The 26,585-nt window shown below is 65.2% G+C and carries 23 protein-coding genes; 15 read left to right on the top strand and 8 right to left on the bottom strand.

From position 1 onward, the window contains the following. Positions 1–447: hypothetical protein (locus ACZYZ7_RS08370; protein ID WP_463740640.1), on the top strand; the 447-nt coding region annotated here is incomplete at its 5' end. 176 nt (positions 448–623) lie between these two features. On the opposite strand, the gene ACZYZ7_RS08375 is transcribed toward ACZYZ7_RS08370, so the two are convergent. Then, on the bottom strand, positions 624–2,921 hold the full coding sequence (locus ACZYZ7_RS08375) for a hypothetical protein (RefSeq protein WP_463740641.1): 2,298 nt from the start codon (positions 2,919–2,921) through the stop codon (positions 624–626). 1,105 nt (positions 2,922–4,026) lie between these two features. Here ACZYZ7_RS08375 and ACZYZ7_RS08380 point away from each other — a divergent pair. The 4 genes from ACZYZ7_RS08380 (at position 4,027) to ACZYZ7_RS08395 (ending at position 9,909) form a co-directional block, all read left to right on the top strand. Next, positions 4,027–5,511, top strand: a complete 1,485-nt coding sequence (locus ACZYZ7_RS08380; protein WP_450069562.1) for an amino acid permease — start codon at positions 4,027–4,029, stop codon at positions 5,509–5,511. Positions 5,512–5,714: 203 nt separating this feature from the next. Then, positions 5,715–7,136 (top strand): APC family permease, encoded by a 1,422-nt coding sequence (locus ACZYZ7_RS08385; protein WP_450069561.1) that lies wholly within the window; start codon positions 5,715–5,717, stop codon positions 7,134–7,136. After that, positions 7,133–8,455 carry a metal-dependent hydrolase family protein gene (locus tag ACZYZ7_RS08390; protein WP_450069560.1) on the top strand — a complete coding sequence of 441 codons (1,323 nt, stop codon included), beginning with the start codon at positions 7,133–7,135 and terminating at the stop codon, positions 8,453–8,455. The genes ACZYZ7_RS08385 and ACZYZ7_RS08390 overlap by 4 nt, the downstream gene beginning before the upstream one ends. 86 nt (positions 8,456–8,541) lie before the next feature. Then, entirely contained in the window at positions 8,542–9,909 is a 1,368-nt protein-coding gene (locus ACZYZ7_RS08395) for an AraC family transcriptional regulator (protein ID WP_450069559.1), read from the top strand. Between the two features lie 3 nt (positions 9,910–9,912). Here ACZYZ7_RS08395 and ACZYZ7_RS08400 read toward each other — a convergent pair whose 3' ends face one another. The 3 genes from ACZYZ7_RS08400 to ACZYZ7_RS08410 all read right to left on the bottom strand — a co-directional run bounded on the left by ACZYZ7_RS08400 (position 9,913) and on the right by ACZYZ7_RS08410 (position 14,366). Further along, complete coding sequence (locus tag ACZYZ7_RS08400; protein ID WP_450069558.1) at positions 9,913–11,106, bottom strand: polyamine ABC transporter substrate-binding protein; 1,194 nt, start codon at positions 11,104–11,106, stop codon at positions 9,913–9,915. Positions 11,107–11,701: 595 nt separating this feature from the next. Beyond that, on the bottom strand, positions 11,702–13,171 hold the full coding sequence (locus ACZYZ7_RS08405) for a glyceraldehyde-3-phosphate dehydrogenase (protein ID WP_135451767.1): 1,470 nt from the start codon (positions 13,169–13,171) through the stop codon (positions 11,702–11,704). Between the two features lie 166 nt (positions 13,172–13,337). Next, a complete protein-coding gene (locus ACZYZ7_RS08410; RefSeq protein WP_450069557.1) occupies positions 13,338–14,366 on the bottom strand; it encodes a L,D-transpeptidase in 1,029 nt (342 codons plus the stop codon). A 90-nt stretch (positions 14,367–14,456) separates the two neighbouring features. On the opposite strand from ACZYZ7_RS08410, the gene ACZYZ7_RS08415 reads away from it, so the two are divergent. The 4 genes from ACZYZ7_RS08415 (at position 14,457) to ACZYZ7_RS08430 (ending at position 17,488) form a co-directional block, all read left to right on the top strand. After that, positions 14,457–15,200, top strand: a complete 744-nt coding sequence (locus tag ACZYZ7_RS08415) for a DsbA family protein (RefSeq protein ID WP_450069556.1) — start codon at positions 14,457–14,459, stop codon at positions 15,198–15,200. After that, a complete protein-coding gene (locus ACZYZ7_RS08420; protein WP_450069555.1) occupies positions 15,197–16,093 on the top strand; it encodes a cytochrome c biogenesis CcdA family protein in 897 nt (298 codons plus the stop codon). The genes ACZYZ7_RS08415 and ACZYZ7_RS08420 overlap by 4 nt, the downstream gene beginning before the upstream one ends. A gap of 85 nt (positions 16,094–16,178) precedes the next feature. Beyond that, a complete protein-coding gene (locus ACZYZ7_RS08425) occupies positions 16,179–16,553 on the top strand; it encodes a BlaI/MecI/CopY family transcriptional regulator (RefSeq protein ID WP_135451770.1) in 375 nt (124 codons plus the stop codon). After that, complete coding sequence (locus tag ACZYZ7_RS08430; RefSeq protein WP_450069554.1) at positions 16,550–17,488, top strand: M56 family metallopeptidase; 939 nt, start codon at positions 16,550–16,552, stop codon at positions 17,486–17,488. The genes ACZYZ7_RS08425 and ACZYZ7_RS08430 overlap by 4 nt, the downstream gene beginning before the upstream one ends. Before the next feature lie 35 nt (positions 17,489–17,523). On the opposite strand, the gene ACZYZ7_RS08435 is transcribed toward ACZYZ7_RS08430, so the two are convergent. Further along, entirely contained in the window at positions 17,524–17,943 is a 420-nt protein-coding gene (locus ACZYZ7_RS08435; RefSeq protein WP_135451772.1) for a DUF5313 domain-containing protein, read from the bottom strand. Positions 17,944–18,010: 67 nt separating this feature from the next. On the opposite strand from ACZYZ7_RS08435, the gene ACZYZ7_RS08440 reads away from it, so the two are divergent. Then, positions 18,011–18,388 (top strand): ArsR/SmtB family transcription factor, encoded by a 378-nt coding sequence (locus ACZYZ7_RS08440; protein ID WP_135459766.1) that lies wholly within the window; start codon positions 18,011–18,013, stop codon positions 18,386–18,388. Here the strand turns inward: ACZYZ7_RS08440 and ACZYZ7_RS08445 are convergent, their stop codons facing one another. After that, on the bottom strand, positions 18,389–19,027 hold the full coding sequence (locus ACZYZ7_RS08445; protein ID WP_450069750.1) for a DsbA family protein: 639 nt from the start codon (positions 19,025–19,027) through the stop codon (positions 18,389–18,391). Positions 19,028–19,098: 71 nt separating this feature from the next. Beyond that, positions 19,099–19,698 carry a TetR/AcrR family transcriptional regulator gene (locus ACZYZ7_RS08450; protein WP_450069553.1) on the bottom strand — a complete coding sequence of 200 codons (600 nt, stop codon included), beginning with the start codon at positions 19,696–19,698 and terminating at the stop codon, positions 19,099–19,101. A gap of 93 nt (positions 19,699–19,791) precedes the next feature. On the opposite strand from ACZYZ7_RS08450, the gene ACZYZ7_RS08455 reads away from it, so the two are divergent. Further along, entirely contained in the window at positions 19,792–21,396 is a 1,605-nt protein-coding gene (locus ACZYZ7_RS08455) for an FAD-binding protein (RefSeq protein WP_450069552.1), read from the top strand. A 154-nt stretch (positions 21,397–21,550) separates the two neighbouring features. Then, positions 21,551–22,207 carry a hypothetical protein gene (locus ACZYZ7_RS08460; RefSeq protein WP_463740642.1) on the top strand — a complete coding sequence of 219 codons (657 nt, stop codon included), beginning with the start codon at positions 21,551–21,553 and terminating at the stop codon, positions 22,205–22,207. A 73-nt stretch (positions 22,208–22,280) separates the two neighbouring features. On the opposite strand, the gene ACZYZ7_RS08465 is transcribed toward ACZYZ7_RS08460, so the two are convergent. Then, entirely contained in the window at positions 22,281–22,925 is a 645-nt protein-coding gene (locus ACZYZ7_RS08465) for a TetR/AcrR family transcriptional regulator (protein ID WP_463740643.1), read from the bottom strand. A gap of 69 nt (positions 22,926–22,994) precedes the next feature. Here ACZYZ7_RS08465 and ACZYZ7_RS08470 point away from each other — a divergent pair, with 69 nt between their 5' ends. The 3 genes from ACZYZ7_RS08470 (at position 22,995) to ACZYZ7_RS08480 (ending at position 26,407) form a co-directional block, all read left to right on the top strand. Next, on the top strand, positions 22,995–24,104 hold the full coding sequence (locus ACZYZ7_RS08470; RefSeq protein ID WP_463740644.1) for a DUF1214 domain-containing protein: 1,110 nt from the start codon (positions 22,995–22,997) through the stop codon (positions 24,102–24,104). Then, entirely contained in the window at positions 24,101–25,366 is a 1,266-nt protein-coding gene (locus ACZYZ7_RS08475; RefSeq protein WP_463740645.1) for a sulfotransferase family protein, read from the top strand. Before ACZYZ7_RS08470 ends, ACZYZ7_RS08475 begins: the two co-directional genes overlap by 4 nt. A gap of 63 nt (positions 25,367–25,429) precedes the next feature. Further along, positions 25,430–26,407: a glycoside hydrolase family 6 protein gene (locus ACZYZ7_RS08480; protein WP_463740646.1), complete on the top strand. Its 978-nt coding sequence runs from the start codon at positions 25,430–25,432 to the stop codon at positions 26,405–26,407. Positions 26,408–26,585 lie beyond the last annotated feature (178 nt).

Below are 26,585 nucleotides of genomic sequence, written 5' to 3' on the forward strand. Positions count from 1 at the left end.
GCCGAGGACACCAAGAAGGACGACAGCGCCAAGCCCCGTATTGCCAAGTCCGACAGCGCAACCAAGCCGGACGGCGCCGAGGACACCAAGAAGGACGACAGCGCCAAGCCCCGTATTGCCAAGTCCGACAGCGCAACCAAGCCGGACGGCGCCAAGCCCGGCAGCACCGTCAAGGACGACAGAACTGGGGAGAAGGGCCGCCCTGCAACCAGCACCAAGACCGACGGCACAACCAAATCGGACGTCACCGCCAAACCTGCCAAGACCGTCAAGCGCGACCAAACCGGTCAGAAGGACCACAGCGCAACCGGTACTAGCTCGGGAGGCGCCAGCGAGCCTGGCAGCAGCGTCGGACAGGACACATCCACCAAGTCCGACGGTCCTAGCCAAAAGAGCGGCGGCACTAACACCAGCAAGCCGGACAAGACCAGGCACGAAGCGGCCTAGCGGGCAGGCCCGTGTGGCTCGCCGTTGATGTTCACGGTCGGACTACATTCGTTCGTGCCGTACAGATTTCGACCGAAACACGGAATGGCCCCGTTTCCTGTGGCTGCGTTGGGGCGCCACTGGAAACGGGGCCGGTACCGGGTGCGTTAGGGGGAGTTACCCGGTACGTCTATCTCCTATTCGGAGCTACCGCTATTGGAGCCGCCGTTGCCGGAGCCGTTGTGCTGCTGGCGTTGCGTCTTCCTTTCCTGCTTGTCGGCCTGCCGTTGCTGTTTGCGCTCGGCAGCCTGGGTCTTGCGCTCGGTGGTGCGCTCGGCCCGGGTGGATTGCTGGTTGTCCGCCCGGTCGGCCTTCTGCTCCTGGCGGGTCGTCTTGCGGTCCTGGCTCTGCTGGTTGCGGAGTTGCTTGCGCTCAGCCCGCTTCGTGGGTGCAGGCGTGTCGTTGTCGCCGCCCGTAGCGCCCCCGGCCTCGGTGCCGCTATCGGTCGAGCCACTGCCACTGCCACTGCCACTGCCACTGCTGTTGTCGGTGCCTGACCCGGGGGTTTGGCCGCCGCTGCCGTTCTCGGTTTCCTTGACTTCCTTGACGGTGTCATCTTTCACCGTGACCGTTGTGGTCTCGGTGCCCCCATCGGTGACCTTGACGGCCCCTTCGTTCACGACCTTGACGGCGCCATCCACACCCTTGACAGTCACCTCCTTGACAGCTCCGGTGCTCTCCACCGCGACTTCGGTGGCTACCTGCTTGACATCGACGACATCGTCCTTGGCGACCTCAGCCTTCGGCACCGAAACATTCACCAACGTCTTGGCCTGCGGAAGTGATGCCGGCCCAACCGATTCTGGTGCTTTCGGTTGGGGGACCTGGAAGCCGATGGCAGTCAGGAATCCGGCGGTGAGCGCGGTGGCGGCGGTTTGTCCGGTCAGGGCCAGGGAGGCGGCGATGTCCGAGAATGCCACGGCGCCAATGTCGGCGACGTCGGCGAGCCCGGCCAGGCTGGCATTGAACGCCGCCAGACCACCCAGCGTCAGGTTGCCCACCGCGTCGCGGATGCTGCCCGGGCCGACCAAGGCTGCGGCTGTCGCAGTGGCTTGCGACACCGGCGGTTGGAAGCCGATCGCGTTCAGGAACCCGGCAGTCAGTGCGGTGGCGGCGGTCTGTCCGGTCAGGGCCAGGGAGGCGGCGATGTCCGAGAATGCCACGGCGCCAATGTCGGCCACGTCGGCCAGCCCGGCCAGGCCGGCATTGAACGCCGCCAGACCGCCCAGCGTCAGGTTGCCGACGGCGTCGCGGATGCCGCTCGGGCTGACCATCGCTGCGGCCGCCAGTCGGCTGGTCTGCTCTTCGGTCGGGACCTGGAAGCCGATGGCGGCCAGGAACCCGGCAGTCAGCGCGGTGGCGGCGGTCTGTCCGGTCAGGGCCAGGGAGGCGGCGATGTCCGAGAATGCCACGGCGCCAATGTCGGCCACGTCGGCCAGCCCGCCAAGGCCCGCGTTGAAGGCGCCGAGGAAACCCAGCGTCAGGTTGCCGACGGCATCACGGATACCGCCGGGGCTGACCATTGCCGCTGCGGCCGTTGTCGCCGAGTGCGGGAGCTGGAAGCCGATGGCGGCCAGGAACCCATTCGTCAGCGCGGTCGCGGCCGTCTGCCCGGTGACGGCCAGGGACGTCACGGCGTCCGAGAACGCCACGGCGCCAATGTCGGCCACATCGGCCAGCCCGCCCAGGGTGGCGTTGACCGCCGTCAGGAAGCCCATGGTCAGGTTGCCCACGGCGTCGCGGAGATCGTTGGTGCTGACCATGGTTCTCGCCGCCGCTGCGGTGGCCGCACCTCCCTCGGCCGGCATCTCGAAACCGATGGCGGCAAGGAACCCTGCGGTCAGCGCAGTCGCGACGGTCTGTCCGGTCAGCGCCAGGGAGGCGGCGATGTCCGAGAACGCCACCGCGCCGATGTCGGCCACATCGGCCAGCCCACCGAGGCCGGCGTTGACCGCCGTCAGGAAGCCGAGTGTCAGGTTCCCGATGGCGTCGCGGATGTCTGCCGTGCTGACCAGTGTGGTCGCCGCTGCCGAGGCATTCTGACCGGCTGGGATCTCGAAACCGATGGCGGCGAGGAATCCCGCCACCAACGCGGTGTTCATCGTCTGTCCCGTCAACGCCATCGATGACGCAATGTCCGAGAACGCCGTCGCGCCGATGCCGGCGACGTCAGCCGCGCCGGCCAAGCCGATGTTGAATGCCCCGAGCCCACCAAGGGTGAGGTTTCCGATCGCGTCACGGATGGCGGCCGCGCTCGGCAGCCCCAGCAGCGCCGAGCTCAGCGCCGTCGGCGTGTAATCGGAAAACACCGCCGACAGGTCGTCTGCCCGGACTGTGATGTCCGGCGGCGTAGGGGCGATCGGACTAGCAATCAATGCTGTCGCTCCGACCGCCGCGATTCCGGCGGTGAGATATGACCGTGCAGCAACTTCCATGGCTTCCCCTTGGGTGGTGTGGATCTTGGACGAGCAAACCGTACCTGAGAGCCAGATAAGTAGCCGACCAATTCTTTGAATTTGGTTTTCTCGGCTTTCTTCGCCTTTGCTGCGTATTTGCCCACCATCTGTAGCGGCAGATGTGCGATCGTGGCGTATCGCCATCTTTCGGCAAACAATTGTTGGAACTTTGCCGGCGGTTGGCACTGGCTCCGTGGGCCGGTGTCGCGGCCAGGAACTCGGAATAGCTGAATCTGGGGCTTCGTGCGGATGCGCGACGAAATATGTGCCAGGGCGGCAGGCGTGAGAATTTGCATGAATTGCACGTGGCGCCTCTCTGTCGGGCGTTGCCGTCAGCGTGTCGGGTGCGACGTCGACGATTCAGCAATCCGCGTGTGAACATCCGGTTGAAGCGTGGAGGCTTAACTGAATCTGCAGGTAGAGCTGATTTTGTCGGTCGGGTATCGCCGTGTGTTTCGGGGAGGTACCGGAGTGTCGTCGTCGTGTCGGACCGCGTGTTGCTCCGGTCGGCCCGGCTTCGAGGTCGGTTGCGGGACCGGGGATCGCCACCCGGCCGAGTTGCGGGTCTGCTTGTTGCCGCCGTTCTGGGCGGGTGCGGAGTCGGCCGCCGGTTGGTTTCGGGCGGCTGGTTCGCCAGTCGCGGTCGGGCACTGTCGCTGTGCCGACTCCGTTAATGATTATTTGAGGGTGGCCTGGCCACTCATGCGCTGGCTACGGGGTGCCTCTATTGTGTTGCTAAAGGGATCGTTCGCCCTTGCTAAAGGGTTCGATGCGCATCATTCGGCCCCATCATGACTCTCGGATCAGGGATGCACTCCAGTTGTCAGCAAAGGTTGTATAGGTAGTCTTCGCTAATCTGCTCCGTGCGGCTGATCGAGCGCCGAAACCGTTCGTTTCGCAAACTATCTAGGTCGCCTGAATGTGGCCTCCGGCTGCGGCAGCCCTACCAAGGCGTCTGGCCACCATCTCGGCGCGATGTTAGACATTCGCACAAAATTGCGGATTCAGGATGTGCCTCAATGCGGCTTTTGGGGAGTCTTGGCGCTCGTCAAGATTGGGCCACTTCAGCCTCAAGGAGGAAATAGTGGTACTTGGCAGCCCGGAGCGTATTGCCGACAGTGCGGGCACCCCGACCGGCACGAACGGTCACGATGTCCTCAACCGTGGCTTCAGCTTCCGGGCTGCGCTGTCACTGGCGTTCGCCGACATCTCGCCGATCGTGGCCCTGTACGCGATCTTCGCGCTCGGCCTGTTCGCCGCCGGCCCCCGATTCTTCTGGGCCTTCCCGATCGTGCTGTGCGGCCAGTTGCTCGTCGCGCTGGTGTTCGGTGAGTTGGCGTCACGGTTCCCCTACGCGGGCAGTGTCTACCAGTGGGCACGGCACGCCAAAGGTACGACCTGGGGCTGGACGGCAGCGTGGGCCTACATCTGGGGTCTGACCCTGACACTCTCCACAATGGCCTACGCCGCAGCGGGGTTCATTCTCGAGGTGTTCGGTGTCAGCTCGCCCGACCGGTGGGTGCTCAGCGCGGTGGCGATCGGCGTCATCAGCTTCACGACGGCGGCCAACATGATCGGCCGGCAGGTCCTCAAGGTCATGATCGTCGCGAGCATCATCTGCGAGATCGTCGGCTCTGTCGTGCTGGGCACCGTGCTGTTGCTCTTCCACCGCGTCAACCCGGTCTCGGTTCTCTTCGAGGGCCTCCCGGGAGATCACGGCAGCATGCTGAGCACGATGCTCGTCGCGGTCGCCTTCGTGGGATGGGCGTTCCTGGGCTTCGAGTCCGCGGGTTCGATCGCCGAGGAGGTGGAGAATCCGGAGCGCAATGTCCCGAAGGCGATTGTCTTCGCGCTGCTGCTGGTCGGCGTCATCGTGATGTACTCCGCAGTCGCGGTCATCCTCGCGATCCCGGACATGTCGGCGGTACTCACCGAGCAGAGCGGTGACCCGGTGTCGGCGACGCTGACGGCGCAGCTCGGTTCCTCGATCGCCAAGCCGCTGCTGCTGATGTTCGTCATCGGCTTCATGTCCGCCTGTCTGGCGGTCCAGTCGGCGGTCTCCCGTGCCGTCTACGGGATGGCACGCGACCGCGCCCTCCCGGGGGCCGCAGTGCTGTCGAAGCTCGCCGGCCCCGAGCGGATGCCGATCTTTGCGATCGGTCTGACGGCGGTGGTCGCCGGCACCTTCCTGCTGTTCGCCGGCTCGGATCTGTACAACGTCCTGGTCAACTTCTCCGTGATGGGTCCCTACATCGCCTTCGCCGTGCCCGTCTTCGCCGCCGCCCTGACCCGGCTCGCCGGGCGCTGGGTTCCCGGCGTCTTCACCCTGGGACGCTGGGGTGCCCCGGTGACCTACGCGGCGGCCGCATGGCTGGCCTTCGAGGTCGTCAACGTGCTGTGGCCGCGCACGCAGCCCGGGCAGCCGTGGTTCGTCAACTGGAGCATGGTCATCTCACTGGTGAGCCTCGGCATCCTGGGGGCCGCCGTGTATGCGAAGTGCAAGGACCGGATCACCGTGCCGGTCGGTGAACGGGTCGGTGCCGAAGCAGCTGAGAATCGGGAGCCGTAAACCGGACTGGGTAACTGCTTGACGACGCCCTGGCGGGCCCACCGCCAGGGCGTCGTCGGCGTTCCGAAGGCGACGCGCCCGCGACGGACAGCGAGCGCAATCGTCATGTCGATCCAGCGTCGTAGCCATGTCCCGACGGCATGGAAGTCCCATAGATTTCCAGCCTGAACTCGGGGAAACAGGTTCGCCGACGCGGAGGTGACATGGCGATCGAAGACCAGCAGGGGCACGACGTAACGCTCAAGCGAGTGCTCACTCTGCGGTATCTGGTGGTCTTCGGACTGGCCTATCTGGCGCCCACGGTGGTCTTCAACTACTACGGCATCATCACCAGCCTGACCGGCGGAATGATGGCGCTGGCATACGTAATCACCACTGTCGTCATGTGTTTCACCGCCTACAGCTACGCCAACATGGTCAAGGCGTTCCCGGTGGCCGGCTCGGCGTATACCTACGTGCAGAAAGCAGTCAACCCGTGGCTCGGGTTCTTCACCGGCTGGGTGATGCTGGTGGATTATCTGCTGCTGCCGATGATCTGCTACCTGCTCGTCGGCATCTACCTGAACGAGTTCGTGCCCGCCGTGCCGGTCGCGGTCTGGGTTGTCGCAGCCGCCACCCTCGGAGCGTGGACGAACATCGTCGGGGTCAAAGCCACCGGGCGGATCAACACCGTGATCATCGCCGCCCAGGTGCTGTTCTCGGTGGCGCTGATCGGCCTGATCGGTTTCTATGTGGCGCGCGGCGGCGGCAGCGGGACGCTGTTCTCGTCCACCGCGCTGTTCAACCCGCAGACCTTCGACTCGGGCAATGTGCTGCTGGCGGCATCCATTCTCGCGGTGTCGTTCCTCGGATTCGATGCCGTGTCCACCATGGCGGAAGAGACCGTCGAGCCGGCCAAGACGGTGCCTAGAGCCATCATGATCGTCCCGATCGCCGCGGGCATCGGGTTCGCCATCATCTCGTACTTCACCCAGATCGCCTGGCCGAGCGCCAATACAGAGATCTCGAACCCGGACGCCGGGATCTTCGAACTCCTGACCAGGGTCGGCGGAAACGCGTTGTCCACCGTCTTCCTGGTGACCGACAACCTCGCCAGCCTCATCTGCGCCATGGCCGGGTTGGCTGCCGCGTCGCGCATCCTCTACGGGATGGGCCGTGACGGCGCGCTGCCACGGCGTTTCTTCGGTTCGCTCAACCCACGCTTCCGCACGCCCGTCAACAACATCGTGCTGACCTCGCTGATCGCGCTGAGTGCCGTGTTCTACGCAGACAACCTCACTGGCGCAGCATCTTTGATGAGCTTCGGTGCCCTTACCGGATTCGTCCTCGTCAACTACTCGGTGATCAATCACTACTTCGTCCGCAATCGGCGGCGGCATGGTGCGGACCTGCTGCGCTTCCTGATCCTGCCGGGCATCGGTGTCGTCGTGAGCCTGCTGCTCTGGATCAACGTCGACTCCTCGGCCAAATTGCTCGGGTTGAGCTGGTTAGCGCTCGGCGTCGTATATATCGCCTTCACCACCAAGGGGTTTCGGAATCCTCCGGTCACGCTCCGTCTGGAGGACGCCACCGGTGAAGACCCCGAAGACAACCGCACATCACTACCGGAGGCCATTACATCGTGAATGTCGAGAACAACTTTGCTCTGCTGTCCGTGACCGTCGTCGACGGACGCGGCGGAGATCCCGTTCCGGATCAGGCCGTGGTCGTCCGGGACAGACGTATCCACTCGATCGTCCCGATGACGGAGTATCGGCGCTGCGACGAGATCACCGAACTGGACCTCGACGGCCACTACGTCATGCCGGGCTTGATCGATGCCCACGTCCACCTGTCCGGCGGCCGCGCGCAGATCGACGATCAAGAACTCGGGGTGATCGCCGAGCCGAAGTTGATGCGGGCGGTGCGCTCGGTTTACGAGGCGCAGCAGCTGCTCAAGCGCGGGTTCACCACCGTCCGCGACATCTCCTGGAACGGGCTGTACCTCAAGAGGTTGTTCTTCGAGCAGCAGATCCCGGGCCCCAAGGTCATCGCCTGCGGGCCGGGTCTGACCCGCACCGGCGGCCACGCCGACCTGTTCCAGTTCACCCCCGAGTACGTGCGGGAGAACGGTGTGTGGGGCCTGGTCGCCGACGGCCACGACGAGATAGTCAAGGCCGTGCGCTTCCTGCTCCGCGAAGGCGCCGACGCGATCAAGATCTGGGCGAGCGGTGGGGACAACTGGCCGCACGACCGCAACGCCGACGTGCACTACTCCCTGGATGAGATGCGGGCAGCCGTTGAGGAGGCACACCGCCAGAAGGGCACGATCGTGCTGTGCCACGCCGAGAACCGCGAGGCGATCCAGATGGCGGTCGACGCCGGCTGCGACACCATCGAGCACGGCGAGGACATCGATGAACAACTCGCCCGCCAGATGGCCAGGCAGGGCACGATTCTGGTGCCCACGCTGCAGTTGATCGTGAACTGGTACCGCGACTTCATCCCGGTCGGCGAGGCCGCCGAGCCCAAGGTTCGCCCCGACGCGTTTCTCTACCGCGACCATTACCACCACCACGACGAGGAGTTCGGCGAGGAGTACAGCAAGCGCGCGGTCGAGAGTTTCCAGACCGCCAAGGCCGCCGGAGTCAAGATCGCGCTGGGTTCCGACACCGTCTACGAGCCTCTGACCAAGTACGGCGAATACAGCGCGCTCGAATTCCGTGCCCTGGTCCAACACGGGCTGACGACCAGCGAGGCCATCACCGCGGCAACGCAGACCGGGTCGGAGGCCGTTGGAATGTCGCACGTGCTCGGCACCGTCGAGCCGGGCAAGCTCGCGGATCTGCTGGTGCTGCGGCGCGACCCGACTGAGGACCCCATGGTCATCTACGACGCCTCGAACATCTACCTGACCTTCTGTGACGGCAAGCTGACGGTGGAGAACGGTCAGTTCGTTTGGTAGCGGTTTGTCCGGGCGTTACGCTGGGCGCTCCGGTCGTCCTGACCGGAGAAGCCCGGCACCTGGCCGGGGCAATGGAGGCGCCCCGCGTGGGCGGCACGGTGATGTTCGAGTCGGTCGTCAACTTCGCTGCAGGCACAGCGGTGCGCACCGGCGTGCATTCGATCCGGCGTACCAGCCTGCACCGGCACCCCGGTGTGGTCGAAATCGCCTACGCGCTGCAGGGCGGGCTACGCGTCCAGGTCAGCTGCGAGACGTTCGAACTGGAACCCGGCGACTTTGCGGTCATCAATGCAGGCGATCCGCATCTCCTCAGCGGATCCGCCGACAATGTCACCGCACTCGTCCACATCGACCTCGAGCAGTTCCAGTCCGTGGATCCCTTTGTCCAACAGATCATCTTCGCCTGCGAGTCGTTCGACCTCCCGCGCTACCGCCGTCAAGAGGCGTTGATGCGGGGCATGCTGCTCGACCTCATCAGCGGCGGAATGGAATCCGCGGATCTCGGCGCGGGGCGGACAGACGCGGTGTGCGAAGAATTGGTGCGTCTGCTGTGCACCGGTTACTCATTGGAGAATTACTACAACCGTGAGGCTGCTCCCCGGGCGGGGCAGCGTGAAAAGTTCCTCACCATTCTCGGTTTCGTACGTGAGCATCTGGACCGGCGCGATGTCCTGGAACTGACAGCCGCGGCACTGCACTACTCGAAATCCTATGTGTCGCATCTGGTCAAGGACGTCGCGGCGGTCAGCTTCAGTGATCTGCTCGGATTTCTGCGGGTGTCGCGAGCCGAGTTGCTACTGCTCACCACTGACGACACCATGCTGGAGATCGCCGCGGCCTGTGGCTTCTCCGACGTGAAGTACTTCACCCGGACATTTGTGGACTGGTTCCACCAGTCTCCGATGGAATACCGAAGGCGCTGTACGCCAGAGATCCTGCGGGACAGCGATATCGGCGACGTGCCCGCTGCCGCGGCGGCGGCGCTCGTCCACGACCACCGACGGCAGGTCGCCTCGCCGGCGGAACGCCCGCGGTTGAGCGTCACGCCGCTGCTGCTGAAGAACATCGGCTCGCGGATGGATCTGTTCGATGCCGTCCGTTCACACCGCCAAGACCTGATTCCCAGCCGTCCACTGCCCGCTGATCCGCCGACCGGTCGGCCTCACCTGGTGCCGATCAGAGTCGAAATGTCGGATCTGGACGATGGCCGTCTGGTCAACGGTCTTCCCTCCTTCGAACAGATCCATGCCACCGCATGCCTGGTGTTGGGATTCTCGACCAAGGTCGCCACGCTGGCCCTCGTCGACGCATTGGCACAGCGATTACCTGACACAGGACCGGTCCCGATCTGGCTGACCTACAGCGCCATGCATGACCGGGGCAGCGTCGACGAGGTCGTCGCCCATGCGGACGCGGTGCACGGCCTGCAGATCCAGGCGATCTTCATCCCCTGAATCTCAGCCCCCGGTGATCGCCGCGTAAGCGCTCGCGAACTCCTTGGTCTGCTCGTCGCTGAGCGCGGGCCACTGCTTCACGCGGTCGAGCGTCGATTGCGGCGGGTTGATCAGCGGGTTGGCGGCGGCGCTGGGGTCGAGCTTGTTGAGGTCGTCGGTCATGTCCGTGAGAACCGGGATATAGCGGGTGAAGACAACGAGTTTCGCGTAGTTGGGCCTGTCGTACACGTAGTCGATCCACGCCTCGGCCGCCTTCTGGTTCTCCGCGGTATACGGGATCACCATGCTCTGCAGGGTCAGCGTCCCGCCCGAATCCGGGATGACGAACTTCAAGTCCGGGTTGTCCTTCTGCAACTGCACGATATCGCCCGAATAGGCTTGTGCGACAGCGATGTTGCCAGCGGCAAGATCGCTGGCGTAGTCGTTCCCGGTGAACCGCCGGATCTGTCCCTTTTCTGTCTGTTCACGAACGACATCGGCGGCCTTCTGAACGGATTCACTACTGGGATTCTCGGGGGAGTTGCCCTGGGACAGCATGACCATTCCCAATCCGTCCTGGACATCGGACAACATGCTGACCTTGCCCTTGAATGTGGGATCCCACAAGTCGTCGATCTTGGTGATGTCCCGGCCGGTCGCGGCCCGGTTGTAGGCGATCCCGACCATGCCGGACATGTACGGCGCGGTGAACTTACGGCCGGGGTCGATACTCGCGTTGAGCAGACCGGGCTGGAGATTCTTCTTGTTGGACCAGCGCGACTCCCGGATGTCGTTGAGCCATCCGAGTCGGTGCAGGCGCGCGGCGATGGTCTCCGAAGGGATCACCAGATCGCAGCCGATGGACTGGCGCCGCGACAGCGGTTCGCGGAATTTGGAGAACCATTCCTCGTCGTCGTTGTAGTCCTCGCGGTAATCGACGGTCAGGCCGGAGGCCTTCTGGAATCCCGCGACGAAGCCGTCGGCGATGTAGAGCGGCCAATTGGACACCCGCAGAACACCGGTAGCCGGGGTGCCGTCATCTGCGGGAACGGTGGCCGGTGTGGACCCTGGGCCCGCGTCCGACCCGCACGCAGCCAGCAGCGCCGGACCCACTACGGCTGCCGCGGCTGCGGCCGCACCGCCGCCGAGGAAGCGTCGGCGATTGAAACCGCCGGTCGAAACCTGTGCCGAGAGTCCCTGGCTGCCGTCGTTGAACATGGCATTGGACGCTAAGCGAGATCGCATCACCTCCGACATGCCGATGCCGCTGAGCTGACATGACGATTACGCCGAGACTGATGAACCGAAGCGGGCATTGCAGATCCGACCTGTTGGCAGAGTGTCAACGAGTTCACCGGATCCGTTACATTGCGTCACCCAGACCCGACCGGCGAGCGGCCTAAGGTCTGCGTTGTGCGCGATGACCGATCACGGGACCGCACCGCCAGAGTGTCAGTACGTCTGTAGAGGTTGCTTCATGAGTGGTGTTTTAGAGCGGCTGGCAACTGCCATGTACATAGCGATGACGGCAGCGTTCTTAGGGCTGGCATTCTCGGCTCTCATCGCGGTCTATATCGCTGCCGCCCCTCTCAAGCTCTTGAGCTCTTGGCGTTGATCGGCAGGCGAGCCTGATCTGTAACTGGTCGCGTCCCCATTTGTAGAAGACGCTCCAGTTTTCTCGGCACGTTGATGAAATGACCGCGCGGGCGGTAAGTCCGATTCCTATCGAGACCTTTCACGCATCGGGTGGATGCCCACCCGATGCCACTGCCGGACCACCGCTTTCACCGAGATCCCGAGATATCGTCGCCTGTTACGGAGTGCCCACGGCCGTCTGCTCCGCGCCCGCCCGCATCTGCGGATACGTCTGGTATTCGATACCGGACAGGTACTGCACCGTGCGCACGACCTGAGACGAGTAGCCGAATTCGTTGTCGTACCAGACATAGAGGATCACGTTGTCGTCGTCGACGATCGTGGCGTTCGCATCGATGATGCACGCCGCGCGTGAGCCGATGAAGTCGCTGGACACGGCGTCGGTCGCCGCGGTGTAGTCGAGGTTGCGGCTCAACGGACCCGACAGCGACGCCTGGCGCAGGTACTCCAGGGCCTCTTCCTTGGTGGTCGCACGGTGCAGTTGCAAGTTCAGGATCGCCACCGAGACATCCGGCGTGGGAACGCGGATCGAGCTCCCGCTGATCTTGGCCTTCAGGTCCGGCATCGCCTTCGCGACCGCGGAGGCGGCACCGGTTTCGGTGAGCACCAGGTTGAACGGCGCGGACCGGCCGCGACGGTCGGCGTTGTGGTAGTTGTCCAGCAGATTCTGGTCGTTGGTGAACGAGTGCACCGTCTCCACGTGGCAGCGCGCGATGCCGTACTCGTCGTCCATCGCCTTGAGCGGCGGAACGATCGCGTTGGTGGTGCAGGAAGCACACGAGAAGATCTGCTGCTCAAGATCGAGCGTTCGGTGGTTGACCCCGTGCACGATGTTCGGCACGTCGCCCTTGCCGGGGGCGGTCAGCAAGACCTTCGCGATCCCGGGGCGCAGGTGCTTGGACAGGCCGTCGCGGTCACGCCATTTGCCGGTGTTGTCGATCAGGATCGCGTTGTCGATGCCGTACTCGGTGTAATCGACGTTCGACGGGTCATCGCTGTGGATGAACTTGATGACATTGCCGTTGGCGATGAGGCAGTTGTTCTCGGTGTCGACCTTGATCGAGCCGTTGAACTGGCCGTGGACCGAGTCGCGGCGCAGCAATGACGCCCGCTTGGCCAGGTCGCCCTCCCCGTTGCTGCGGATCACGACGGCCCGCAGGTTCAGGCCGTTGCCGGATCCGGCTTTCTCGATGAGCAGGCGTGCGACGAGCCGGCCGATACGGCCGAACCCGTAGAGCACCACGTCCCGCGGCCCTTGCGGTTCGATCTTGTTTTCACCGGTCACGTCGCTGAGCACCTGCGCGGTGAACTCGGGCACGGACAGTCCGGCATCGCTGGCGCGATAGGCCATGACCAGCAGACCGAGGTCGATCTTCGACGGGCCCAGGTCCAGGTCGGCCAGCGCCTGCAGGAAGGGGAAAGTCTCTTCGACCGACAGTTCGTCGCCGCCCACCTGTCGTGCGAAGCGGTGCGTCCGCAGGATGCTGATGACGGATTTGTTCACCAGCGACCGGCTGTGCAGCAGAACCGTCACGCCCTTCGCCCGGTGCAGGGTGCCGATGATCGGGATCATCGCCTCCGCGAGTGCTTCTTGGGCATTCCAGTGGGCGAGTTCTGGCGAGTTCAAATCAATCGTCCTGTGGGTCGTGTGGGCTGGTCCCTCGGATGAGTAGCGCTTCGATGGTAGCGATTGGCCGATCTCACAAAACGCCATGGTCGGGCGGTGAGATCAGCAGTGGCCCAGGTCACAGGCGGAATATCGGGTCCGGAGGGGTCGCGGACCCGACGGGCCGTCACCGTAGAGCGCTGCCGCCGAGCCATTTGTCCCACGGCACGCCCCAGTCGCCGTTCTGCCAAACGGGCAGAGGCTCGCCGCCGGTGTTGCGCACTTCGAACACATCTCCGGGTTGTGAGAATTCGTAGAACCACCGCCCGTTGTCGGCGTTGACATTCAGGCATCCGTGCGACGTGTTGGTCTTGCCCTGCGCCCAGACCGTGCTGTCGAGTTGGTGGACATAGATCCCGTTGTTGGTGAGTCGAACCGCATTGTTGACGGTCACCTTGTAGCCCAGCCGTGAATCGACGGGCAGCCCGTAGGTGGAGGAGTCCATGACGACGGAGTTGGCCTTGTCCATCACGGTATAGACGCCCGGCTGGGTCCAGAACGAAATTGTCTTGCCGGCAACGGTCTCGGATCCGCCCATGCCCATCGAGGTCGGGATCGTGCGGACCAGCTCATCATTGCGGTAGACGCGGATCTGCTTGGTGGCGTCGTCGGCGATGGATACGTGAGATTCTCCGATGCGGAACGAAACTCGACTGCCTCCTTGGCCGGGGGCGCCGTCAATGCCCTGGCCGTTCGCGATCGCGACGACCTCGGTGCCCGGGCTGTAGTAGCTCTGCGGCCGCCAGTGGGCACGCTGGTTGTTCATCCAATACCAGGAACCTTCAACAGGCGGAACGGTCTTGACCGAGAGCTGCTTCTCTGCGGCCCCGCGGTCGGCAACCGGTCCGTCGAAGTTGGCCACGACGACCGTGCCGACACCGTATGTCCCACCGTCGACCAGCGTGGCGCCCGACGTTGTGGTGAAGCTCACCTGAGGCTCGCCGGGCGTCAGTTTTGTGAACATCGGCGTCTGCTGGGACAGCGCCCCGGCGGGGCCGCTGGACGTGGCCATTGTGTAGGCGGGGCCGTAGCCGAATGGGGCATCGGCCCGCCAGAAAGCCACGCCGATGGTCGCGACCAGGATCAGCGCGAATGCCGACAGGATTGGTACTGGCCGCTTTTGGGGTGAACCCACCGACATCCCGGCGTCTCCCATCTGTCCCTGCGTCCCGGCGACGCGGTGTGCTAGAACGGAATACGTAGCTACGGCGTAGCTACGTAGGCGAGGTTAGCATGGAGGTGCGCAGTGACCGGACGGCGAGAAAGCGTCAACAAGGACCTGATCTTCATCGGGGGGCTTGTTGTCATCGCGGCTGCCCTGATCGCCTACCTGCTGATACGTCCCGACAATGACGCGGTCTCCGCCGCGCCCGCCGCAGGGCCGTCGGCGACGTCCCTGGCAACCGGTGCCGAATCGTCCGGCGGCGCCGACGGGGGCCGCCCTCCGGTGGAGCGCCGTCAGGCGGGGGACCCGCTCGCGTTGGGTTCTCCCGACGCGCCCGTGGCATTGGTGGTGTTCTCCGACTATCGATGTCCGTTCTGCGCCAAGTTCAGCCGCAACATCGAGCCGGAACTCGTCAAGCGCTACGTCGATGCGGGCCAGCTCCGCATCGAGTGGCGTGACTTCGCGATCTTCGGCCCGCAGTCGATGTCAGCAGCACGGGCCGGACGCGCAGCGGCTGAGCAAGGCAAGTTCTGGGAGTTCAACAGGGCCGTCTACGCGGCCGCGCCGGAGCGGTCGAAGGCAGACCTGACCGACGAGGTATTGATCGGCTTCGCCAGGCAGGCCGGTGTCCCCGATATCGACAGATTCGCCACCGCGATGCGCGGAGACACGTTCGACGCCGCCATCAATGCCGATCTGGCGCAGGGCACCGGGATCGGCGTCCCCAGCACTCCGGCATTCCTGATCAACGACGTGCCGATGCTCGGTGCGCAGCCCACCGAGGACTTCGTGCGCGCCATCGACGGGGCGTTGGCCGGCCGGTGAGTGGCGTCGGACTGCTCGGAGCCTTCCTGGGCGGGTTGGCCTCCCTGCTCAGTCCCTGCTCGGCTCTGCTCCTACCGTCGTTCTTCGCCTACGCCTTCGATCGGGCGCACCTGTTGATCGGCCGCACCTTCGCGTTCTGGGTGGGGCTCTGCGTGGTGCTGGTGCCATTGGGCGCCGGCGTTGGGGCGCTGGGCAGCGTCGTCACGCGTTATCGCAGTGAAATGACCACGGCCGGTGGGCTGGTGTTGATCGGGTTCGGTCTTATTACGTTGCTGGGCAAGGGGTTCAGCCTGTCCTCCATGCAACGGATGACGGCACGGATCAACATCTCCGGCACCGCCTCGGTGCTCGCGTTGGGCGCTGTCTACGGACTGGCCGGCTTCTGCGCGGGCCCACTGCTGGGCGCGGTCCTGACCATGTCGGCGATGGGGGCCGACCCGGCCTACGGGGCCCTGCTGATGGCGGTCTACGCCCTCGGGATGGCCGCGCCGCTGTTCCTGCTCGCCTGGTTGTGGGACCGCTTCAACCTGTCGAAGCGGACCTGGCTGCGGGGGCGACCGGTACGTCTGGGCCCGCTGGAGACCCACACCACCTCGCTGCTCACCGGGGCGGTATTCATCGTTCTCGGTGGGGTGTTCCTGTTCACCGACGGCACCGCGAATCTCGGCGGCTTGATGTCCGTCGACGCACAGTATGACCTGCAGGTTTGGCTGGGTCGACTGTCATCGGGCGTCAGTGATCCCTGGCTGATCCTGGGCGTGGTGGTGGTCCTCATCCTGTGGCGGTCAATTCGGTTGTGGCGGCGGCGTGCCCGTTCGCGAACCCCTGTCGCAGAATCTTCCGCTATGGACGCCGATTCCCGTGGCGGCGAGATCGGGAGCGTGGCGAAATGAGGCGAGCGGCTACTATCGCGCTACATAGGTTTGGCGTGCGAGGCCGGGAAATGCTGACGGCGCATCTTGGCGGGCGGTAATGGGTATGGGAATAAAGGGATTTGGCGATCTCGAAGCTGTGGTGATGGAAGTGCTCTGGTCGCGTGCGGAGGCCTCCACAGTGCGCAGCGTGCACGATGAGCTCGTCGCCAAGCGTCAGATCGCCTACACCACGGTCATGTCGACGATGGACAACCTGTTTCGAAAGGGATGGCTGCAGCGGGAGAAGGTCGGTCTGGCCTACAGCTATCGGCCGGTGATGAGCCGCGAGGAACACTCCGCGCAGCTCATGCGCACCGTGTTCGAATCCGGCGGTGACAGCGAGCTGATCCTCAACTTCTTCCTCGAGCAGATCGTCGACGACGACTCGACAAAGCTCCGGCAGGCGCTCAAGCGGTTCACCGAGGGGCAGCCACGATGAACGCTGTCACCTTTCTCCTCGGCTACGCCATGGCTTTGAGCTGGCTGGCGCCGGTGCTGTTCACCGGCCCGATCTCGACCAACATTCATCCCCGGCTCTCGGTGGCGGGCTGGCTGGTGGTCGTCGCAACCGCATCATTCGCCTGGGTGGCGGCGTTGGTGATCCTGATCGCGGGTGCCGCCCACAGCCTGATCACTCGCAGCGCACCGACGTTCTGCGTCGAAACACTGGGGATCGCCAGCGCGGTGACGTTACCGCCCACCGTGGCGACGGTATTGGTTGTCGCCCTGCTTGCGGTCACTGCCGCGGTGGCGACCAACACCACGCGTCGGGTGATCGTCGCGTTGTACCGGGTGCGGCGCGCCAATGGCCGACACGCGGAAGCGGTCCGGATCATCGGCTCGCCTACCGACCACGATGGCGTCGTCGCCATCACAGCTGATCAACCAACGGCATACTGCGTATCCGGCGGCCGGCAGCGCGCCATTGTCGTCACCACCGCCGCCCTGGACTTACTGGATCCGCCGGCCTTGGCCGCGGTTCTGGCCCACGAGCGGGCACACCTCCGTGGACGCCATCACCACATCATCGCGACGCTCAACACGCTCGCGGTGGCGCTGCCGCGGCTTCCGCTGATGCGGGCGGCGGCGCGGGCTGTACCGGCATTACTGGAGATGTGCGCCGACGATGCGGCCACCCGCAGGCACGGGCGTGGGCCGCTGGTGGCCGGGCTCGTCACGTTGAGCACCCGGCTCCGCCTCCCCGACGGCGTGCTGGCCGCGGCCGGTACCGCGGTGACCGACCGTCTTGCCCGTCTCATGCAGCCCCGGCGTTCGATGTGGTGGCACCCGCAGTCGCTGACGATGTTGCTCATCGTCATCGGGACCGCCGCGGCGCCGGCCTTCGCCCTCACGTTGTGCACCCTCCAGCCCTGACCGATCAGCGACGTGATGGTTGCAGCGGTGCGCGGTCAGATATCGCCGCTGCTGCTCGGCCCCGTGCGCGGTCCGTAGCGTTCGGCATAGGCCTGATGGATGTGCGCATTCTTCTTGCGTGACAGCTGGTCGATGAGGGCCGGGTTCAGGCCGTGTTTGACGAGCATGTGACGTCGCCACACCTTGTTCAGTGCGTGGGAGAAGTACACGAACGGGATGAAGATGGGCACCGTCATGCTGGCGTGCAGGTAGAGCGACATGGGGATGAACCAGATCGGCGCCAGGACGAGGACAGCGGGGATCGCGACGCGAACCATCATCCGGATCGTGGCTCCGGGGCCTGCCAGGTCGTTGGCCACCCAGTCGCGCATCGAGTCGGGTAGCCGCTTGCCGTAGCAGTACCCGATGTACTGCAGCGGGCCCGGTTTGGTGCGTGGGGCTTGGCCGGTGGGCATTGCTGAAGGGTAACGGTCGCTATGATGGATTGCGAATTTCATCAATCCATCAATCATTGGGGCAGTGGTGGTCGACAGCGTCCTGGATGGCCCCGAGCGGCCGTTGTACGAGATCAAGGCCAACCTGTTCAAGGCGTTGGCGCACCCGGCGCGGATCCGGGTGCTGGAGATCCTGTCCATGAATGAGGAGCCAACCCCGGTCAGCACGATCCTGGCTGCCACCGATATCGAACCGACTCTGCTGTCCCAGCATCTCGCGGTCCTCAAACGCCATCATGTGGTCAGCGGGCATCGCGTCGGCAACGCGGTGTACTACACCCTCGCGCATCCGAAGATCGCCGAACTGCTGCTCATCGCCCGGACGTTCCTCGCCGATACCCTCGCTGCCCAGCACGATCAGCTCGAGGCCGTCGGCTCGCTGCCGCCGATCGGAACCCCTCGATAGTCAGCGCGGCAGGCGGTCGAGCCAATCAGAGTTTCCGTCGACCGATTCGCCGTCGATGACCGCCATCGGCACTCCGGAGTCGGGGAGTTCCCGTAGGAGCGGCAGGTTGTTGGCGGCGATGGCGTGTCCGTCGAAGGGGATGGGAAGGCCCAGCTTGATCATGTCCTGAGCCGACGGCGGCGCGCCGGCGCGGTCGGCCAGGCCGGCGAGCTGATCGTTGCTCAGATCGGTCTGGCCTTTCTCCTTCGGCTGCTGATCGGCGGCGAAGATCTGCTCGATGAACTTCCAGGTGACGTCGCTCGATTGCGAGTGATCGGCGACGATGAAGGCCGCGTAGATCGCCCGGCTGTCGTAAGTGCCGCTGGCCGAGTACTTTTCGAGAAAATTGACGAGCCGCAGATTGATGTGGAGCTTGCCGGCTTCGATGCGCCGGCCGATCTCCGTGCCCTGCTCGCGCACCATCTTCCCGCTGTAGGGGCACAGCGGATCCAGATAGAGGTCGATCTGGCCCGGCGCGGCAGGGTCGCCGATGGACAGCGCGTCCCCGGCCGGTGACGCTTCCGCCGCGTACGCCCGCCCGGCACCCGGACCCCACACCAGAGCCGCTGCCAGCAGACCCAGCACCATCGCGATGGCCATCGATGTGGCTGCCGGCCGGTTTGCAGACTGGGTTCGCGTGTGGCTCATGGGCTCCATCATGTCTGAACCGATCAGCGTGACGGCGCGAGCCCGTTCTCGATGAGGTGCATGACCTCGTCGGCGACTTCGTCCTGCGTCTTCTCGGAGTTGATGACGTTGTGCAGCATCGCGGTCATCATGATGGCGCCGAAGATGCTGATCGCGGTGCCCTGCGGGTCGGCGAGGTTCCGCAGTGAGCCATCGGCGGCCCCGGCCTCGAGCACTCGGGCGATGGGTTCGTAGAAAGCCTCTTGAACGGCCGACGCGAGTTCGGGCAGTCGGATTGCGCGGCCCAGATCACCGACCAGTGCCTGGGCAGTGCCCGGTCGGTGCATGGTGTGCGCAACCTGGACCTGGATCACGGCGGCCAATCGGTCTCGGCCCGGCCCGGGGGCGTCGGCCGCCGAGGCGACGTCGCGGGCGAGTGCATCGAGCGAATCCCGGAAGAGGAAGGCCAGGATGTCGTCCTTGCCTTTGAAGTAGTAGTACAGCGTTGCCTTCGGGACGCCTGATGCTTTGGCGATGTCCTCGATCTTGGTTTTCTCCAGCCCGCGGGCGGCAATGAGGTCCGTCGCGGTGTACAGCTTCTCGGCAACGGCGGGGGGCACTGTCCGCCCGGTCTGTTCAGCCACGAGCGCAGTCTACGAGCGTCCTTGCGCCTAGTTTGTACTGTGAGTACAAACTAGGAGTTTAAGAGCGGTCGTCGATCACTTTCAGGGAGAGCCATGCCAGACGCACGCACAGTCGATGTCCTCGTGGTCGGATACGGAGCGGCTGGGGTCTGTGCCGCCCTGGAAGCACGGTCGAGAGGCGCCGACGTGCTGGCCATCGACCGCTTCAACGGCGGCGGCGCCACTCAGGTGTCCGGCGGGATCATCTACGCCGGTGGTGGTACCTGGGTGCAGCAGCAAGCCGGTGTCGACGACAACGCCGATGCGATGTACGCATACCTGCAGGCCGAGATCGGCGATGCCGTGCGTCCCGAAACACTTCGCCGTTTCGTCGACACCAGCCCGGCGATGATCGACTGGCTCACCGAACATGGCGTGCCGTTCGAAGCGTCGGTGTGCCCGTACAAGACGTCCTACCCGAACAACAAGTACTACCTGTACTACTCGGGCAGCGAGAACTCCGGGCGATTCCGGGCGGTCACGCCGCCCGCGCAACGTGGTCACCGGGCCAAAGGACCGGGAGCCTCGGGCAAGAAGATCTATCAACCGCTGGCCGAATCAGCCGCGGCCCTGGGGGTACGCACGCAGTTCCACACCCGCGCTGTCGCGCTGTTGACCAACTCGGACGGCCGGGTGGTCGGCGTGCGGGCCAGCACGCTCGCCGATGCGCCGGCCTGGGTTCAGCGCCGCTATCGCGCATACGCCGAGCTCGCGATCAAACCGGGCATCTACTACCCGCCACTGCGGGCCGCGATGGAAAAGCTCCTGAACCGTCTGGAGCGCAGGTATGCCCGCACCGTCGATATTCATGTGCGCCAGGCGGTCATCCTCAGCGCGGGCGGTTACATCGCCAATCGCGAATGGATCGCCGAGCATGCACCGGAGTACCGCGACGGCCTTCAGCTCGGCACCAGCGCCGACGACGGCAGCGGAATCACTCTCGCCGCCGATGTCGGTGCCGCCGTCGATCGCCTCGACAATGTATCGGCCTGGCGATTCATCACCCCACCGAGCGCGTTCCTGGGCGCCCTCGTCGTCGATCAAGCCGGACAACGATTCATCGACGAGACCCGCTACGGCGCGGCCGTCGGGCACGCCATGATTCAAGACCACGGCGGCCGCGGCTGGATTCTGGCCGATCGGCGTCTGCTCGACGAGGCGCGAGCGCAACTTCCCAAGCAGGCCATCTGGTTTCAGCGCCTGCAGATGGAAGCCATGCTGCGCACCGACCGGGTCGTCGGGGACACGCTGGAGGAAGTGGCCGCCAAGGCCGGTGTCGATCCGGTGGGCTTGCGGGCTACCGTCGAGGCCCACAATGCCGCGGCCGCAGGCGGGTTGCCGGACCCGATGGGAAAGCCCGCCGAATTCGTGCAACCTGTCGAGCGGGGACCGTTCTCGCTGATCGCGATATCCATCAAGCGCAGCTTGATCAATCCGTGCCCCATGTTCACCCTCGGCGGCCTGATTGTCGACGAGGTCACCGGAGCGGTGAAAACGCCTGAAGGCCAGGCAATTCCGGGTCTCTATGCGGCGGGGCGCACGGCGATCGGAATCTGTGCGAACTCGTACGTCAGTGGATTGTCGATAGCCGACTGCGTGTTCTCGGGACGCCGAGCCGCCGAACACGCCGTCGAACTGGAACCCGTGCCGTCACTGTGAGGACTTGAGGGGTGTGCCCTTGGGCACCACCCCGCGCAACTGGGTGTCCCCGCCAGTGTGGTCTGCTCATCGGGCGTTTGCTCGTCAATGCAGGCCGTGGGGATCACCGCGTGCCGCGACGCTCGCGGCAGCAGGACGGACTCAAAGGAACTCGGTGACGAAGACCAGCACGACAAGAGGGATCCAGGTCGACGGCGGATGGAGTGTTGACTCCAATGCGTTCATCGACGAGCGCTACAACGCACAGGACGTGCCGTTCGATGACACCGTACTGTTCGCCGCGGTGAACGGCATCACCGGCGTGACGGTCTCCATCTCATACGAGAACGCGGCCATCGGCTATTCACTCGAGCAGATTCTGCTGTCGAGAGCGTCAGGCAGATGGACGTACGACGAGACAAGAAGCGTCCACACAACGATCGCAACCGGCCACGACATCGAGGCGATCTTCGGCATGCTTCCCCGGTTCCTCAATCCGCTCGGCAAGGACCTGATCCCTCTCCGGCTCTCCAGTTGGACAGTCGTGGTCAACAATCTGACCGAAGCAGAGGCTGAGCACCGCGACGTGGAACTGATCTTCTCGGCGACGCGAGGGAAGCTCTTCGTTGACGTCACCTACACCCGGGAACAAGCTCTGCCGTACTGCGTCCACATGGGGATGTCGAAGCATCCATACACCGAACTCACCTACAAGCTCGACAAGCCGACGACCACGCAGAAGGTGATCCACCTGAAGGAGATGGACGCTGTTGCTGCGTTGATCGATGATCTGCTGACGGGACTCGAGCCCTTTTACGCCAGCGTCGACTGACATCCGGATGCGCCGAGCCACCCCGTCGTACCGCCGCTTCGGTCGTCGGTGCGGGTTCCGATGTGGCTCAGCTTCATGGTCTCAACCATGTCTGAGCGGCAGTCGGGTGGCTCTGATGGTCGGTCACCAGCGGTGACGACAGCAGCATCGTCGTCACATGATCGACGAATGCCTCCTGGTCGGCACCGAGGTTGCCCTCGGTCCATTCGATGAACAGCGAGATGATGGCGCCGAATACGGTGGCGTACTGCATCTTGACCGGTGCCGATGCGGCGTCGGCCCCGGCAATGGGCGCGGTCAGTGTGCCCAGCGTCATCGTGCCGATGGTGTCGCGGACGAACTGTCGCAGCCTCAGGTCGGCGATGGGCTCCACCAACAGGATCCGGCAGAGGCGGGGATCGTCCTTGACGAGTCGCGCCGCCGCCCCCACCCCCGCGCGAGTGCGCGCGTGCAGATCGGCATCCGGGTCGCCGGCGGACCGAATGACGTGACGTGCTCGCTCGAACGTGCTGCGGTAGACCTCGCGCAGCAGATCGTCGGTGTCGGTGAAGCTTTCGTAGAAGAACCTCTGGCTGAGCTCGGCTTCACGGCACACGGCTCGCATGGTCATCGCCGCTACCCCGTGGGTACCGACCAGATCGACGCCTGCCTGAAGCAGTCGGGCGCGGCGATCGGCCGACCGTGCGTCGGCGGCCTGGCCGCGGTACGGCCTTGACATGTCGCGAGCATAGCGGGCAGCATCCAATTCCGGAAGCATGCGCTTCCGGAATTGGAGGGGGGCTGCATCGTGACCGCGTCCGACGAAGGCGTCGCAGACGAACCCCGGGCCGAAGTTGCGGCCTGGAATGCACTCGTCGACGGATTGCGAACGGCGGGTGAGCAACTCGCGATCGACACCGCGGACCTTCCGGATTCCGAACGTGCGGATGGATTCCGGGCTCTGCTGCGGGCGCTGTCAAACCAGTTGGGACGCTTCGAAGTCGATCGCGACAAGCCCGAGTTCGTCGCGTTCAACGGGTGGCGCCAGAAGTTCCTGATGGACAATCCCGACTTCCGGTACTGGGTCGCCGATATTCGCTCCGACGGCCGATACCGGATCCGCGGGAATCGAGGAGACGCGGCGTACGTATCGATCACTGTTTACGGCGCCGGCGGGAGCGGTGCCCAGGTAACCGCCCGTATCGACAGTGATGCAATCACTTTCGACGCCGACGGGGCCTACGAGGTGACGGTCGGCGGAGATCGACCGACGTCCGGCGACTGGCTGGCCCTGCCCGAGCGTGCCACCGTGGTCTGGGTACGGCACTTTCACGATGACGTGCAGACCGAGCAGCCCGGGTGGTGTGCAATCGAGCCGGTCGAGTCGCCCCCGATCCCGGCACCCACCGACCCGGCTCGGTTCGGAAAGCACCTGTCCAAGGCGTCGGCGGCGATACTGCACCTGCCCCGCATCTGGAACGCCGCTGCGGCAGCCGATCACACGGCACCGAACCAGTTGCGGCACTGGACCGAGATGACCGGTGGCGCGGTGTTCACCGAACCGGCCATCCACTATGTGCGCGGCGGCTGGCAGCTGGACCCCGGTGAAGCGCTGCTCATCGAAGGTGAGCTGGTGCCGTGTCGGTACTGGAACATATTGGCGTACAGCAGATTTCTCAACTCACTGGACTACCGCCATCGGCGCGTGTCTTACACCGGCGCTACGGCGAACCTCGACGGCGGGCGCTACCGATTCGTGGTCTCGGCCACCGATCCCGGCCCGGCGGCCGGCGATTGGATCGACAGTGAGGGCCGTTCGTTCGGGATCGTCGTCATGCGGTTCCTGCAGCCCGAGCAGCAGCCGGTCGTGCCCTCGACACGCGTCGTGCGCCTCGCCGACCTGGCAGGGCGCTCATGACCGGCTGGACCGCACCCACCCGCACGCCGGAAGCGCGCAAGGCGTATGCCGCGGCCGAAGAGGATCGGGCTGTCCGCCCTGACCGGTACCGGCTCGGTACCGACGCCGTCGACATCGTCATCGACCGCGGCACCCGTGGTGCAGGCGCCGGCGTGCTCGGCGATCCCGACCAGTGGCGTCCGGGCCTGCAGCAGTACCTCGAGTCCGCCGAGGGGGACGGCCGGCTCAATGCGCTCGGCGCGCTCACCGCGCAGCGAACCGCGGCCGGCCGGCTGGCCGCCCGGGTCGCGATCACCCGCTATCTGCAGGAGCACCCCGCGATCGGACACCGGCCATTGCTGCCGCCGATCATCATCACCGGGGGCTGGCGCACGGGGACGACGTTCCTGTTCCGGCTGCTCGACCGTGACCCGCGGTTGCGCGCGCCGCTGCCCGCCGAACTCGGCGCTCCCTGGCGGCTACCCGGTGACCTCGACCCGGACGAACGCGACCGTCGCCTCGAGGCGGCCGCCGCCGGCCAGTACCTGTTGCACGTCCTCAACCCGGCAATGGCGGCCGTGCACGACTCGGGGCCGCACCTGCCCGAGGAGTGCGTGCTCGGCATGGGCACCTCCCTGCGCAACTGGGGGTTCACCGCAACCACTCGCCTGGACAGCTACGCGACCTGGCTCGCCGGTCAGGACTTCGGGCCCGAATACGACCAGCACCGCCGGATGCTGCAGATCCTCGACGCCGGCGACGGACGCCGCTGGGTCCTCAAGGCACCGGCACACACCGCGGAGCTCCGCCATGTGATCGCGACGTATCCGGGCGCCTGCGTCGTGCAACTGCACCGCGACATCGTGGAGACTGTCGCGTCCGGCGCGAGCCTGTTCGCGACGTACCGATCCACCTACAGTGACCACGTCGACGGGGCCGACGTGGGCCGGTTTCAAACCGAGCAGACCGAGCTGTGGCTGCGGCGCGCCGTCGCCGTCCGAGCCTCGGCAGAACCGACCGCCACCTGGCTCGATATCAAGTACCGCGACCTGGTGTCCGACCCCGAGGCGACGGTGCGCCGGATCTACGCCGCAGCACAGATGGAGCCGCCGGACATCGCCGGAATGCTCGACGAACATCACCGCGCCCAACCGCGCGACGGGAAAGGCAAACATCGCTACCTGCCCGAGGAGTTCGACATCAACCCCGACGAGTTGCGCGAGCGTATGCGCTTCTATACCCAGGCGCTCGACACATTCGAGGCCGGCCGGGCCCAGGTCTGACACGCCACCTCGGCAGCCAGCGACTGGCGCATATCGCGTCGCGCCATTACTTTCCCTGAGGTGATGTCCTCTGCTGCTGGTGCAGTCGCGCGTTGGATCGCCCCCGTTTTGACAGTTGCCTCCGTGGTCGGCGCAGGTCTTGCTGCAGACCCGGCGCCGACGGTGCGCCTGGTCAGTGATTCCAACCCACTCGAGGGGCAGACTTTCTACGTCAATCCCTCGTCGAAGGCCGCGCGCGCCGCGCAGGGCGACCCGAGCCCCGAGCTGCGGGCGATCGCCAACACGCCCACGGCGTACTGGATGGACAACGTCTCCAGCCCCGCAGTGGACGCGAAGTACATTGCCGCGGCCCAGGCCGCCGGCACCATGCCGATCCTGGCGCTGTACGGCATCCCGCATCGCGACTGCGGAAGCTATGCCGCGGGTGGATTCGGGTCGGCCGCTGCCTACAAGGGCTGGATCGACGGTGTCGCCGCCGCCATCGGCGGCGGGCCGGCCGCGGTCATCCTCGAACCCGATGCGCTCGCCATGGCCGACTGTCTGTCAGGTGATCAGCGCGAGGAGCGCTACAACCTGATGAGCTACGCCGTCGACACGCTGACCCGCAATCCCGGCACCGCGCTGTACGTCGACGCGGGCCACTCCCGGTGGACGGCCGCCGGTGAAATGGCAAACCGGCTGAACCGGGTCGGTGTCGCCAAGGCACGCGGTTTCAGCCTCAACACCGCCAACTTCTTCACCACCGAAGAGGAAGTCGGTTACGGCGACGCCATTTCAGGCCAGACGGGCGGTAAGCCCTACGTCATCGACACGTCACGCAACGGCGCCGGACCGGCCGACGGCGAGATGTACTGGTGCAACCCCAGCGGCCGGGCCCTCGGCGCTGCGCCGACCACGGCAACCGGAAACGGAAACGTCGACGCGTTCCTGTGGGTCAAGCGGCCCGGCGAGTCCGACGGCGCCTGCGGCACGGGAGAGGCCTCCGCGGGCACCTTCGTCAACCAGTACGCCATCGACCTGGTCCGCAAGGCGCACGGGTAGCCGACGGGCTGCGGTTCTCCAACCGGCGCCGGCCATGCTCTCCTGTCCGGCGCACGGGCGCTGCCGTGTGTGAATCATGCCTTCACGGTGGCTCGAAAGTGCCATCGGTGCTGTCTCGCTACGAGCGTTTACAGGTAGTGGGCTACTCGTGATCACCGGCCCAGATGGGCGCAGGCTC

This window comes from Mycobacterium sp. IDUB_17 (assembly GCF_055419465.1).

Excerpts from the sequence above, each read along its gene's own strand:
- ACZYZ7_RS08400 (WP_450069558.1), bottom strand. The coding sequence starts at position 11,106 with ATGTTCAACGACGGCAGCCAGGGACTCTCGGCACAGGTTTCGACCGGC.
- ACZYZ7_RS08480 (WP_463740646.1), top strand. The coding sequence starts at position 25,430 with ATGTCCTCTGCTGCTGGTGCAGTCGCGCGTTGGATCGCCCCCGTTTTG.
- ACZYZ7_RS08375 (WP_463740641.1), bottom strand. The coding sequence starts at position 2,921 with ATGGAAGTTGCTGCACGGTCATATCTCACCGCCGGAATCGCGGCGGTC.
- ACZYZ7_RS08425 (WP_135451770.1), top strand. The coding sequence starts at position 16,179 with ATGGGAATAAAGGGATTTGGCGATCTCGAAGCTGTGGTGATGGAAGTG.
- ACZYZ7_RS08465 (WP_463740643.1), bottom strand. The coding sequence starts at position 22,925 with ATGTCAAGGCCGTACCGCGGCCAGGCCGCCGACGCACGGTCGGCCGAT.
- ACZYZ7_RS08445 (WP_450069750.1), bottom strand. The coding sequence starts at position 19,027 with ATGGCCATCGCGATGGTGCTGGGTCTGCTGGCAGCGGCTCTGGTGTGG.
- ACZYZ7_RS08475 (WP_463740645.1), top strand. The coding sequence starts at position 24,101 with ATGACCGGCTGGACCGCACCCACCCGCACGCCGGAAGCGCGCAAGGCG.
- ACZYZ7_RS08435 (WP_135451772.1), bottom strand. The coding sequence starts at position 17,943 with ATGCCCACCGGCCAAGCCCCACGCACCAAACCGGGCCCGCTGCAGTAC.
- ACZYZ7_RS08410 (WP_450069557.1), bottom strand. The coding sequence starts at position 14,366 with ATGGGAGACGCCGGGATGTCGGTGGGTTCACCCCAAAAGCGGCCAGTA.
- ACZYZ7_RS08385 (WP_450069561.1), top strand. The coding sequence starts at position 5,715 with ATGGCGATCGAAGACCAGCAGGGGCACGACGTAACGCTCAAGCGAGTG.
- ACZYZ7_RS08430 (WP_450069554.1), top strand. The coding sequence starts at position 16,550 with ATGAACGCTGTCACCTTTCTCCTCGGCTACGCCATGGCTTTGAGCTGG.
- ACZYZ7_RS08455 (WP_450069552.1), top strand. The coding sequence starts at position 19,792 with ATGCCAGACGCACGCACAGTCGATGTCCTCGTGGTCGGATACGGAGCG.